General features: G+C 54.6%; 12 protein-coding genes and 4 tRNA genes. 9 read left to right on the top strand and 7 right to left on the bottom strand.

Translation table 11 applies throughout. The annotated features are described in order from the left end of the window. Window positions 1-39 precede the first annotated feature (39 nt). The 4 genes from recR to grxD form a co-directional block, all read right to left on the bottom strand. Window positions 40-645, bottom strand: coding sequence for a recombination mediator RecR (gene recR, locus ACT3T6_RS15430; protein ID WP_193054891.1), 606 nt, complete (start codon window positions 643-645; stop codon window positions 40-42). A gap of 3 nt (window positions 646-648) precedes the next feature. After that, window positions 649-975, bottom strand: coding sequence for a YbaB/EbfC family nucleoid-associated protein (locus ACT3T6_RS15435; RefSeq protein ID WP_172117069.1), 327 nt, complete (start codon window positions 973-975; stop codon window positions 649-651). Between the two features lie 60 nt (window positions 976-1035). Further along, window positions 1036-3135, bottom strand: coding sequence for a DNA polymerase III subunit gamma/tau (dnaX, locus tag ACT3T6_RS15440; RefSeq protein ID WP_193054890.1), 2100 nt, complete (start codon window positions 3133-3135; stop codon window positions 1036-1038). Between the two features lie 140 nt (window positions 3136-3275). Beyond that, window positions 3276-3626, bottom strand: coding sequence for a Grx4 family monothiol glutaredoxin (gene grxD / locus ACT3T6_RS15445; protein WP_172117071.1), 351 nt, complete (start codon window positions 3624-3626; stop codon window positions 3276-3278). 209 nt (window positions 3627-3835) lie between these two features. Here grxD and argF point away from each other — a divergent pair, with 209 nt between their 5' ends. Then, on the top strand, window positions 3836-4756 hold the full coding sequence (argF, locus tag ACT3T6_RS15450; RefSeq protein ID WP_172117072.1) for an ornithine carbamoyltransferase: 921 nt from the start codon (window positions 3836-3838) through the stop codon (window positions 4754-4756). Window positions 4757-4913: 157 nt separating this feature from the next. Here argF and ACT3T6_RS15455 read toward each other — a convergent pair. Next, window positions 4914-4989 (bottom strand) — tRNA-Ala (locus ACT3T6_RS15455). 180 nt (window positions 4990-5169) lie between these two features. Here ACT3T6_RS15455 and uvrY point away from each other — a divergent pair. The 7 genes from uvrY to nadB all read left to right on the top strand — a co-directional run bounded on the left by uvrY (window position 5170) and on the right by nadB (window position 10519). Continuing rightward, window positions 5170-5820: a UvrY/SirA/GacA family response regulator transcription factor gene (gene uvrY, locus ACT3T6_RS15460; protein WP_087106657.1), complete on the top strand. Its 651-nt coding sequence runs from the start codon at window positions 5170-5172 to the stop codon at window positions 5818-5820. 42 nt (window positions 5821-5862) lie between these two features. After that, on the top strand, window positions 5863-7677 hold the full coding sequence (gene uvrC, locus ACT3T6_RS15465; protein ID WP_193054889.1) for an excinuclease ABC subunit UvrC: 1815 nt from the start codon (window positions 5863-5865) through the stop codon (window positions 7675-7677). 97 nt (window positions 7678-7774) lie between these two features. Then, complete coding sequence (gene pgsA / locus ACT3T6_RS15470; RefSeq protein ID WP_087106661.1) at window positions 7775-8323, top strand: CDP-diacylglycerol--glycerol-3-phosphate 3-phosphatidyltransferase; 549 nt, start codon at window positions 7775-7777, stop codon at window positions 8321-8323. 83 nt (window positions 8324-8406) lie between these two features. Further along, a tRNA-Gly gene (locus ACT3T6_RS15475) sits at window positions 8407-8481 on the top strand. An 85-nt stretch (window positions 8482-8566) separates the two neighbouring features. Then, window positions 8567-8640, top strand: a tRNA-Cys gene (locus ACT3T6_RS15480). 36 nt (window positions 8641-8676) lie between these two features. Next, window positions 8677-8763 (top strand) — tRNA-Leu (locus ACT3T6_RS15485). 157 nt (window positions 8764-8920) lie between these two features. Next, window positions 8921-10519 carry an L-aspartate oxidase gene (gene nadB / locus ACT3T6_RS15490; protein WP_193054888.1) on the top strand — a complete coding sequence of 533 codons (1599 nt, stop codon included), beginning with the start codon at window positions 8921-8923 and terminating at the stop codon, window positions 10517-10519. Here the strand turns inward: nadB and ACT3T6_RS15495 are convergent. Next, window positions 10496-10894, bottom strand: a complete 399-nt coding sequence (locus ACT3T6_RS15495; protein ID WP_226912177.1) for a hypothetical protein — start codon at window positions 10892-10894, stop codon at window positions 10496-10498. The genes nadB and ACT3T6_RS15495 overlap by 24 nt on opposite strands. Continuing rightward, window positions 10854-11147 carry an FAD assembly factor SdhE gene (locus ACT3T6_RS15500; RefSeq protein WP_087106665.1) on the bottom strand — a complete coding sequence of 98 codons (294 nt, stop codon included), beginning with the start codon at window positions 11145-11147 and terminating at the stop codon, window positions 10854-10856. Before ACT3T6_RS15500 ends, ACT3T6_RS15495 begins: the two co-directional genes overlap by 41 nt. A 213-nt stretch (window positions 11148-11360) precedes the next feature. Between ACT3T6_RS15500 and ACT3T6_RS15505 the strand changes: the two genes are divergently transcribed. After that, window positions 11361-11657, top strand: coding sequence for an integration host factor subunit beta (locus tag ACT3T6_RS15505; RefSeq protein WP_172117076.1), 297 nt, complete (start codon window positions 11361-11363; stop codon window positions 11655-11657). The last annotated feature ends 61 nt before the right edge of the window (window positions 11658-11718 follow it).

Genomic DNA, 11718 nt, shown 5'->3' on the forward strand with positions numbered 1-11718 from the left:
GGTTGCTACAACCGCGATTGCGCTTGCAATGTTGATGGGTTAATCGCTGGTAAAGGGCTGTCGGCCATTAAACGCACGGCTTAAGGTACCGCCATCGACATACTCAAGTTCACCACCCATAGGCACACCATAAGCTAAACGTGAAAACTTCACGCCGTAGTGGGCCAATTGAGCGGCGATATAGTGCGCGGTTGCTTCACCTTCGACGGTTGGGTTGGTCGCCAGTACAATTTCTTCGATATGGCCTTCTGCTACACGCGCTTCCAACTGCTCAAGCCCAATCGCGTCAGGACCGATACCATCCAGAGGCGACAAGTGCCCATGAAGCACAAAATAGCGGCCCTGAAAGCCACCCGCTTCCTCAATCGCCAGCTGATCAGCGGGTGACTCAACCACACACAATAAGGCATCGTCGCGGCGAGGCGTTTCGCATATCGCGCAAATATCAGCTTCGGTCAGCGTGCGACAGCGCTGACAATAGCCGACCTCGTCAATCGCTTTTTGAATGACCGAAGCAAGACGCTGACCGCCTGCCCGCTCACGCTCAAGCAAATGCATTGCCATACGCTGGGCCGTCTTCGGCCCAACCCCTGGCAACACACGAAACGCATCCATCAGTTGTTCAATAAGAGGAGAAAATCGCATTACTTAGAACGGCATCTTGAAACCAGGCGGCAGGTTCAATCCAGCCGTTGCTTCTTCCATCCGAGCTTTAGAGTTTGTTTCAACTTTACGTACAGCATCATTCACCGCGGCGGCTAAAAGATCTTCAAGCAGCTCTTTATCTTCTTCCATTACGCTTGGATCGATGCTGACCTGACTCACGTCATGGCGTCCGTTCATGGTGACTTTAACCATGCCTGCGCCGGCTTCACCGTATACTTCTGACTGAGCGGCTTCTTCCTGAATGCGCTGCATTTTTTCCTGCATCTCTTGGGCTTGCTTCATCAAGTTGCCCATTCCACCTTTCAACATGGTGTGCTCTCCTGGCTAATTAAAGACGGGGTTGTTAAAAAACGAGTATCCGGTGCAGTGCTAACGCTTGGCGGCCGCGGGCTTGACGGTTGATTCTATCAGCGTCGCACCAAACGCCTGCTGTAACTTCTGTATATTGGGATCGTGGTTCAAGAGATCAACAGCCTGCGCATGCTGCTCTTGATTCAACCGCTCTTCGCGCTGACGCGGTGTCTCACTCTGTGTCGACAGCTCGGCCACCACGAATTCGACCCGGCGCGGCACCCCTTGTTCACTTAATGCGCGCTCGATGCGCGTTTTATGAATCTCTGCCTGCATGGCCGCCTGACTTGGATCCAGGCGCAGCGTCAACGTATTGCCATCGTCGCTCTCCAGCAGACAGTTCGCCGCCAAACTGCGCGTTAAGCCGCCCAAGCCTAAAGAATCAAAGCATAGCAGCCATTTTGCATGGTCCAGCACTTCATTGCCGATGTCAGCGATGGGCGCTGTCTGCTCAGGGGCTGGCACGGCTTCTGACTCAGAGGTTGATACCGGCGCTGAAGCCAACACAGCCTCTGAAGCGGGGGCTTTGCGAGCACTTGGCGAAGGCGCTTCCGTTTGGCCGCTTTCATGTGCTTCGGCTTGCTCCACCTCATCAAGCGACCATGGCGGCGGCATTGGGCTATCCGCGGCAGCTGCCTCGTTATCGTCTGCTTTATACCCTGTTGAACCCATCCGTATTTCGGGACTATCGCCAAGCGCTTCCCCTTCAACACGTGCATCAGACGCTGGCTGCTGGACATGTTTTTTTTCGAGCTCTGCTTGCGGCGTGTCTATATAGTCTGTGTCTGCCTTTGGCTGATCCCCAGTCCCAGGTACGGGAGCATCGGATAGAGAGCTAACCGCAGACGCGGCAGACGCTTCGGGCTCTGATTGAACATAATTGCTGGCCGAGGCTGAAGCAGGTGACTGAGTCGCCGTACTGGCTGGCGCTGCGCTCTGCCCCACGCTTTGACTGCCCTCCGACCCTGTTGGCTCAGCACGCAGCGGCAGCGGCGTGCGGGGCGGCTTGGGCACGCCCTGCGGCCGGAATGCCAGCATGCGCAGTAGCGTCATTTCCAGCGCACTGCGCAAGTCAGGCGCGTGTGCCATATCGCCTCGGCCTTGAAGCCCTATTTGGTAGTAGAGCTGAATATCTTCAGCGGTAAAGCGGCTGGCGAGCTGTAAAATAGCCTCTCGATCACCATGACTGTTATCCACGGCGTCCGGCACCATTTGGGCAACGGCAAGACGGTGCAAAATAGCCGACAGCTCGTCTAGCACGGCAGCAAAATCAGGGCCCTGTTCTGCCAATTGTGCTACTTCAGCCAGCAGTTGCTGCACATCTACATCCGCCAGCGCGCTTACCAGCGCTAAAATATGCCGGTGATCCAGGGTTCCCAGCATCGCCGCTACATCGACATGGCGGACGGCGCCCTGCCCAAAGGCAATCGCCTGGTCGGTCAGACTCATGGCGTCACGCATTGAGCCTTCAGCTGCTTTGCCTAATAGCCATAGCGCGCTTTCATCGAAGGCCACGCCCTCTTCACCCAGTACATAGGTGAGATGCTCAACAACTCGCTCAGGCGGCATGTGTTTAAGCGTGAACTGAAGGCAGCGCGACAGCACCGTTGCAGGCAGCTTTTGCGGATCAGTAGTGGCAAGCAGAAACTTAACGTGAGGGGGCGGCTCTTCCAGCGTTTTCAATAGCGCGTTAAAACTGCTGGTTGAAAGCATGTGCACCTCATCAATCAGGTACACCTTGTAACGCCCCTGGGTGGGCGCATACTGCACGTTATCCAGTAATTCGCGGGTATCTTCTACCTTGGTGCGCGACGCCGCATCGACTTCGATCAAGTCGACAAAACGCCCTTCATCAATGGCTACGCAGCTATCGCACTGACCACACGGTGTTGAGGTAATGCCCTCATCGCCGCGCCCGTTAGCTGTGCAGTTCAAGCATTTGGCCAATATGCGGGCAAGCGTGGTTTTACCGACACCGCGGGTGCCGGTAAATAAATAGGCGTGGTGAAGACGCCCCTGGTCAAGCGCATTGACCAAGGCGCGCTGAACATGGGCCTGACCCACGAGTTCGTGGAATGTACGTGGTCGCCACTTGCGGGCCAGAACCTGATAGCTCATTGAGCAATACTTCCTTCGGCGGGCTGTCCTGATGATGCATCTTTCAATAACAGCAGGTGCCACAATGCGTGATAAAACGCCATTCTAGCGGCTACGCCGCAGCCCGCCAACCGCCCGAGCGGGGAACTCGGGCGTTATCGTTAGGCGTTATCTGCACCATCTTCCGCACCTGCCCGCTGGGCAGCTTCTTTAACCAGCTTTTCGAGCTCGCCGTTTTGATGCATTTCCACGACGATATCGCAGCCACCGACCAGCTCACCTTCAACCCACAGCTGCGGGAAAGTAGGCCAATTGGCGATTTTAGGCAGCTCAGCACGGATATCCGGGTTATCCAAAATATTAACGAACGCAAAGCGCTCACCGCAGTTCATCAAGGCCTGGACCGTCTGGGCTGAGAAGCCACACTGCGGCAGCTGAGGCGAGCCTTTCATGTAAAGCAAAATGGGATTTTCGCTAATTTGACGCTGAATATTTTCGGCTGTTGTGCTCATAAAAGTACTCCTTAAGTAAAGAACTAGCGCAACGAAGGTCAGTATACGCACGAAATAAACCGTAGATCACCCAGGCGCCTGACGCCTGCCTTAATACCTGAGTACGGTGCTCGGCCTTCATCTTTGGAGGCCATTCTACGCGTGCCGTTCGCGTTGCGCATCCCCCGCCGCCTCGCTAGGATGGTGTTTTTACGCGGAGAGAAGCAATCATGGCGACACGCCATTTCCTTACCCTGCTGGATTTGACGCCTGATGAACTGAGTTATTTGATTCAGCGTGCCATTAAAATCAAAACAGATCTTAAAGCCAACGGGCCGGAGTATGCGCCGCTGGCGAACCGAACGCTGGCGATGATCTTTGAAAAATCGTCGACACGTACACGTGTATCGTTTGAAACCGGCATGGCGCAATTTGGCGGGCACGCGCTGTTCTTATCTCCGCGCGACACTCAGTTAGGGCGCGGCGAGCCAATCGAAGACACCGCTCGCGTGCTTTCTGAGATGGTCGATGCCGTTATGATCCGCACCTTCTCTCATGCAGGCCTTGAAACCTACGCCAGCGCCAGCAGCGTTCCCGTCATTAACGCGTTAAGCGATGACTATCACCCCTGCCAGCTACTGGCCGACGTGATGACCTGGACCGAGCTACGCGGAAGCGTTAAGGGCCGCACCGCCGTCTGGATTGGCGACGGTAACAACATGTGTCACTCGTGGATTAACGCGGCGCGCCAGTTTGACTTCCATCTGCGCATTTGCTGCCCGAAAGGCTACGAACCACGCGCCGACATCATGGAGGCCGCTGGGGATCACGTCACACTAATGCACGACCCGCAGGCAGCCGTTCAGGGCGTAGACCTGGTGACCACCGATGTTTGGGCGTCCATGGGTCAAGAGGAAGAGCAGGCCAAGCGTGAAGCGGATTTTGCCGGTTTCCAGGTCACAGAAACCATGCTGGATCAGGCGCAAAGCGATGTACTGTTCTTGCACTGCCTACCTGCACACCGTGGCGAAGAGATCAGCCATACGCTGCTTGATGACCCCCGCGCCGTGGTATGGCAAGAAGCTGGAAACCGCTTACACGCGCAAAAGGCGTTAATCGAGTTTTTACTGCTTGGCCAGATTAGCGAATAAACCCGCATCAATAGCCACCAAAGAACCCTGTTTGGTGGCTATTGATATTGATGTTTTGCATCAGATGGCGAGTTTTAGGCAACCATCACCCAAGAGCCATTGATACACACATACGAAAAAGCCTCGCTATGAATAGCGAGGCTTTTTCGATTAATTCTGGTGGAGCCTAGCGGGATCGAACCGCTGACCTCAACACTGCCAGTGTTGCGCTCTCCCAGCTGAGCTAAGGCCCCAATGCCATCGCCCTTACGGACTAAGCGAGGCGCATGCTATTATGAAACCGGACCAAGGTCAAGAAACCATTCAAATACGCGTTTGCTAATTCTACTTTATAGTCAGCTGTGGCACTCTATGGGTCAGCGTCAGAGGCTACCTTCTGAGCCCACTATGTTTCCACGCAGGAGCCAGCCCCCTTGATCAACGTTCTAATCGCCGATGATCATCATCTGGTAAGAACCAGTATTGCTCATCTGCTAAATGAAGAGAGCGATATCAAAATTGTCGGTGAGGTCGACGATGGCGAAAGCGCAGTCACCCAGTGCCGTCATTTAAAACCGGACATTGTCCTGATGGACATACGCATGCCGGGGATAGGCGGGCTGGAAGCAACGCGCCGCATCCATCGTACGATGGAAGATATCAAGGTACTGATCTTAACGGCGCACATGGAAGACAGTGTACTACGCCGCATGTTGGAGGCTGGCGCATCCGGGTTTTTAAGCAAGGGCGCCGGCGCAACAGAAATGACCGATGCGATCCGCCAGGTATTTCATGGTCGTCGCTACGTCAGCCAAGAGATAGCCCAGCGCTTGGCCTTGTCTCACTTTACTAACGAAGACAACCCGTTTAGCCATCTCTCCCATCGCGAGCTACAAATTGCATTAATGATCGTCAACTGTCAGCGCGTTCAGGATATTTCTGACCGTTTGCATTTGAGTCCCAAAACCGTGAATACATACCGCTATCGGCTATTTGATAAACTTCAGGTGGCCACCGATGTCGAACTGACACACCTGGCACTACGTCATGGGCTAGTGGATGGCTTTGACGCCAGTCAGGGATAAACCTAACATCCTTAGCCACTCCTCGGCGTTCGATACGGTGCAATGACATTTAATGCAAAACAGTTTTTAAGCTCGGTAAGCACCTCCCCCGGCGTTTACCGTATGCTTGATGAACACAGCGATACGCTCTATGTAGGCAAAGCGAAACGCTTAAAAGCCCGTCTTGCCAGCTATTTTCGTGGCCAGTTGAACACTAAAACGCAGGCGATGGTGGCACGGATTGCGGATATTCAAATCACCGTAACCCGCAGCGAAACCGAGGCACTGCTACTTGAGCAAACCCTGATCAAGGAGCTTCGCCCGCCCTACAATATTTTATTACGGGATGATAAGTCCTACCCGTTTATCTTCGTCACCGACCGCCACAACTATCCCAGACTTGAATATAAACGCGCACGTCAACGGCGTGATGACGGCCGCTACTTGGGCCCCTACCCCAGCAGCGGCGCGGTACGCGAAAGCCTGTCACTCATGCAGAAAATCTTCCGCATTCGCAACTGCGAAGACAGTGTTTTTGCCCATCGTTCTCGTCCGTGCCTACAGCATCAAATCCAGCGCTGCAGCGCTCCTTGCGTAGACTACATTGCAGAAGAGGATTACCGCCGCGACGTTGAACACGCCGTTATGTGTCTGGAAGGCAAAAGTGAGCACGTAACCCAAGCGCTGACCGAGGCGATGGAAGCCGCCAGCCAAGACCTGGATTTTGAGGAGGCTGCCCGCTTCCGTGACCAGATACAGCAATTACGCCAGCTACAGCAGCGCCAGTTTGTCGATAACCAGAACGGCGATGCCGATATTTTCGCGCTCGCCCAACGGCCAGGCGCGCTAGGCGTTTCGGTGTTAAGCGTTCGCGATGGACGCATGCTCGGCGCCCGCCACCATGCGCCCAAAAACGGTCTGGACCTTTCCCCAGAAGCCCTACTGACCGAGGTGGTAAGCCAGTACTATTTTGGCCAACCGCATAACGTGCCCAGTGAAGTCATTACCAGTCATGTGCTGGATGACAGCGACCTGATTGCCGAGGCGCTCACACAGCAAGCGGGCAAGCGTATTCGTGTGACAAGCCAGGTACGCGGGCATCGCGCCCAGTGGCAGCAGTTGGCGATGACCAATGCTGAGCAGCAGTTAGCGTCTCAATTGGCGAACCATACGCAGCTCACCCAACGCTTTGCAGCGCTTCAGAAAGCGCTGGGCCTTGAATCCATGCCCGAACGGCTTGAGTGTTTCGATATCAGCCATAGCCAGGGTGAAGCCACCGTGGCCTCCTGCGTGGTCTTTGACCATCAAGGACCGCGCAAGAGCGACTATCGCCATTTCCGCATAGAAGGCGTGGCGGCGGGCGATGATTACGCCGCCATGCAGCAAGCGCTGACGCGGAGGCTGAAACGCGTAGAAAGCGGCGAAGCCATCGCTCCGGATATTTTGATTGTCGATGGCGGCAAAGGTCAGCTTAATATGGCCCGCGAGGTGCTCAACCAACTCGGCATTACCACGATCATTTTGCTAGGCGTTGCCAAAGGCACCACACGCAAAGCCGGGCTTGAGACACTCTTTTTGGAAACATCGGATAACCCACTTCCCTTGGACCCCGCTTCCCCTGCCCTGCACTTGATTCAGCATATTCGGGATGAATCGCACCGTTTTGCAATTGCAGGCCACCGAGCCCAGCGCGACAAGGCCAGGCGCACTTCTACGCTGCAAGACATTCCCGGCATTGGCCCTAAACGGCGCCGTGAGTTGTTACGTTTTTTTGGCGGATTGCAAGGTGTGCAGAAAGCGAGCCGCGCCGAGCTGGCAAGAGTCCCAGGCATTAGTGCCGCACTTGCAGAGAGTATTTATTTGGCCCTGAATGGATAAACCACCATTGGGCATAGATGCTAGTCGCTAAGGCGGATAGAATAGCCTTTACTACATTTCGAATTTAATGACTCTCCGGTAAGGATCGCCAGTCGCGATGAATATACCCAACGTACTTACACTGGCAAGAGTTGCCTTTATTCCCTTGCTCGTTGTGCTGTTCTACTTGCCTTTTAACTGGAGCATGCCGCTGGCGGCTGGCCTTTTTGCGCTAGCCTCGATGACCGATTGGCTAGATGGCTATTTGGCCCGCCGCTGGAATCAGTCAACACCCTTTGGCGCTTTCTTAGACCCAGTGGCCGACAAACTAATGGTCGTTGTGGCACTCGCGCTGCTGATTGAGCGCTACGATACACTCATTCTGACCTTGCCTGCGCTTGTCATTATTGGCCGTGAAATTGTGATATCGGCCCTACGCGAATGGATGGCAGAAATGGGCAAGCGGGGCCTGGTCGCGGTTTCCTGGATAGGCAAGCTTAAAACCACGCTCCAGATGGTGGCCCTGCTGATCCTTTTGGCGCTGCCTCCCACACATGAGATCGCCCTACTGGGTGTGGTAGTGCTGTACGTCGCTGCGGCCTTAACGCTTTGGTCCATGATCCAATATTTAAAGGCTGCCTGGCCGCACCTTAGCCGCTCCATGTAAGCAGTTGATTCCTCGAAGGGGATGTTTGCATCATTGATGATTGACAACCGCTCAACGATGCGTATAATTCGCCCTCGAGTCGAGCGGGAATAGCTCAGTGGTAGAGCATCGCCTTGCCAAGGCGAGGGTCGAGAGTTCGAATCTCTTTTCCCGCTCCAACTTGGATTGTGCGGCAAGCAGGTTAGGTCGAGAGCTGGAACGCCAGCCCGGTCGAATCTCTTTTCCCGCTCCATCGACTCTTTAGGCTGGATGGCAGAGTGGTTATGCAGCGGACTGCAACTCCGTGTACGCCGGTTCGATTCCGACTCCAGCCTCCACTTTTGTGTTAAGTGCAACGATACACCAATTGCACTGCCCGGATGGCGAAATTGGTAGACGCAAGAGACTTAAAATCTCTCGGAGGTAACTCCGTGCCGGTTCAAGTCCGGCTCCGGGCACCATTGCTTTTATCTCCCCTTATGACTTTATTATCTGCGAGATCATTTTGATCGACGCGGATTTTTTTGCGTCTATACATCGTCAACGACTAATAACTACGCTATGCGCTTACCTTTTATGCGCCATAGCGCCAGATAGCAAAAACAAGGAGCGGGCCGCATGAGCACGCCAACAACGGATGTATTAATTATTGGCGGCGGCGTTGCCGGGTTAACCCTCGCCCTGGACATTGCCGACCACCTGTCGGTGACACTGGTAAATCCAGCCCACAATGATAAAGGCGCCAGCCGATGGGCCCAGGGTGGCATTGCAGCGGTGCTCTCCCCCGAAGACAACCTGGAAGCGCATATTCGTGACACACTTGTAGCCGGTGACGGGTTATGTGATGAGCAGGCTGTACGTTTTACCGTTACACACGGCCCGGCGGCCATCCAATGGTTAATTGATCGAGGGGTACACTTTACCCCGGACCCCGCCCCTGACGCTTGCTATCCGTATCACCTGACCCGTGAAGGCGGCCATAACGCCCGGCGTATTATTCATGCTGACGACGCCACGGGACGCGCCGTTGTAGATACCCTGCAAGACAAAGTCGCCGCGCATGCCAATATTACCCTGCGCCGCGATATCACTATTTTAGGGTTACTCCAAAACTGCCACGGGCACTGCACAGGTGCCTATGGCATCGATACAGAGCGACAACGGCAAACACTCACCGCGACTTACACCACGCTAGCCACCGGGGGCGCTAGCGGCCTTTATCGCCACACCACAACCCCTACCCCCGGTAGCGGCGAAGGCATGATGATGGCTGCGGAGCTTGGCGCGCGATTAATGAACCTGGAGTTCCAGCAGTTTCACCCGACCAGCCTGTATGATCCTGACGGCCCCGCGTTTTTAATTAGCGAAGCGGTACGTGGCGAAGGTGGTTACTTGCTCAATGAAGCCGGTGAGCGGTTTATGCCAGCCATTGATCCTCGCGCAGAACTTGCTCCCAGGGACGTTGTTGCGCGAGCCATCGATGCTCAAATTCAGCAAGGCACCCAAGGGCACGTATGGCTGGATATCCGCCACCTTGGTGAAAAAGCTATTCACCACCACTTCCCAACCATTTTGGCACACTGCGCCTCGCGCGGGATTGATATTACCCAGCACCCCATCCCCGTCGTCCCCGCCGCCCACTATAGCTGCGGGGGCATTGCCACCGATCATCAGGGCGCGACAGGCATACCGGGGCTTTATGCAGTCGGTGAAGCTGCCTGTACCGGCCTACATGGTGCCAACCGCATGGCCAGCAACTCACTATTGGAGTGCCTGGTGTATGCGCGTAGCTGTGCAAGCGCACTTCGAGAACAACATCTCAACGAATGGCACGCGCCGCCCATTACGCCCCTACCACCGTCCGCCCGGTTATTAAGCGTTGAAGAGCAGGACCTACTGACTCAATGGCGCCACGAGCTACGAACCACGATGAGCCAACAGGTGTCGATTGTACGCAGCAACTCAGGATTGGCTGCCGCCCATGAGCAGTTGGCGTTATTGGATAAGCGTTTGGAACGCTTAGGAGCCGGCCAGTTTCAACCTGAGTACATGCAGTTACGTCAAGCAATCAGGCTGGCTCAGCTAACCGTTATCGCCGCATTGAAACGGCATGAATCACGCGGGTTACATTACTCTATGGATTGGCCGTCTCACCTTCCCGCCCCTGCGATTTCTTGTTTAACGCTAGCGGATTTAATGCCCGGCACGGTGGTATAAGCGGCGCAACAAACGGTGATGATGACGAGAGAAACTATCGGGCCACAGCCAGAGCCGCTGTGGCCCCACCCACAAGCCCACCAACCAAGGCCCCAGGTAATCACAGCGAACCACCACTTCATCGCTCAGCTCTCCATAGGGCTTTCGCCAACGGCCATAAATAGCCGTATCACGCTTGCTTAGATAAAGTACGCCATGGACTTGCCTATGGAGAGTACGCCACAGCAAAAGACTGATGACAAAGGTAATGCCGCTGCCTACCCAAAGCCCCAATACCCAGTAGCTCAACGAACAGAGCCCCATCGCCAAACCCGAGTGAAGCAGGCCTGCCGTTTTAGAGGGTACGATAGGCAGAATTATCGGTGTTTTCTGCATGCTCAACGATCATTTTCACCATATGCTTTAACGCTGGGTCTTCAGGCCATTCACGGTGCATGAGCCAAACAAACAAGTCCTGGTCTTCTTCTTCAATTAGGCGCTGATAAGTCAACTGCTCCTCTTCGCTAAGTGTGTCAAAGCGTTTTTCTAAAAACGGGATCAGCAACAGATCAAGCTCCCACATACCGCGACGCGAATGCCAGTAGAGTCGCTTACGTAGCACGGCTGCTGGGGATGTATCGTCGTTCAAGGTCAGCCTCTTTCATTGGTAAAAATGAAGCGTCAGTATACCTAAGCTAAAGGGTCGCGCCAGCGCCAAGCTTCGCCTATGCTGTTATTCAGTCTAGTACCTTGTTTTATCTGAATTGTTTAATATCAATTTGCACAGTATGCTGAATTCGAGGTTATCAAGGTCAGCCGCTATTATTAACGGCAGCCTTCACCGTTTACAGGGAGCCAACCGATGACAAAATCTGAACTAATCGAACAAATCGCGATGCGTCAACCGGAGCTATCCGCCAAAGAAGTCGAGACGGCGGTACGTATTATACTGGATGATATGACGGACGCTCTTTCCAGCGGCGGTCGTGTAGAAATACGTGGCTTTGGCAGTTTCTCACTGCACTTCCGTGAGCCGCGTACTGGCCGCAACCCCAAAACGGGCGACCCGGTCGAGCTGGACGGTAAATATGTACCGCACTTTAAGCCCGGCAAAGAGCTGCGCGAACAGGTAGATGCCAGCCGTGCGCTGGGTTACTAACACAGAGCCCGAAGCCGCCATACTTTGATAATCTGTGACTGTGGGATGACGTCGCGCCAAG

It is taken from the genome of Halomonas sp. 72, assembly GCF_052379785.1.
GTDB lineage: Bacteria > Pseudomonadota > Gammaproteobacteria > Pseudomonadales > Halomonadaceae > Vreelandella > Vreelandella citrativorans.

Bases quoted from the DNA above. Each gene is read 5' to 3' on its own strand.
- recR (WP_193054891.1), bottom strand. From the start codon at position 645: ATGCGATTTTCTCCTCTTATTGAACAACTGATGGATGCGTTTCGTGTG.
- ACT3T6_RS15435 (WP_172117069.1), bottom strand. From the start codon at position 975: ATGTTGAAAGGTGGAATGGGCAACTTGATGAAGCAAGCCCAAGAGATG.
- dnaX (WP_193054890.1), bottom strand. From the start codon at position 3,135: ATGAGCTATCAGGTTCTGGCCCGCAAGTGGCGACCACGTACATTCCAC.
- grxD (WP_172117071.1), bottom strand. From the start codon at position 3,626: ATGAGCACAACAGCCGAAAATATTCAGCGTCAAATTAGCGAAAATCCC.
- argF (WP_172117072.1), top strand. From the start codon at position 3,836: ATGGCGACACGCCATTTCCTTACCCTGCTGGATTTGACGCCTGATGAA.
- uvrC (WP_193054889.1), top strand. From the start codon at position 5,863: ATGACATTTAATGCAAAACAGTTTTTAAGCTCGGTAAGCACCTCCCCC.
- pgsA (WP_087106661.1), top strand. From the start codon at position 7,775: ATGAATATACCCAACGTACTTACACTGGCAAGAGTTGCCTTTATTCCC.
- nadB (WP_193054888.1), top strand. From the start codon at position 8,921: ATGAGCACGCCAACAACGGATGTATTAATTATTGGCGGCGGCGTTGCC.
- ACT3T6_RS15495 (WP_226912177.1), bottom strand. From the start codon at position 10,894: ATGCAGAAAACACCGATAATTCTGCCTATCGTACCCTCTAAAACGGCA.
- ACT3T6_RS15505 (WP_172117076.1), top strand. From the start codon at position 11,361: ATGACAAAATCTGAACTAATCGAACAAATCGCGATGCGTCAACCGGAG.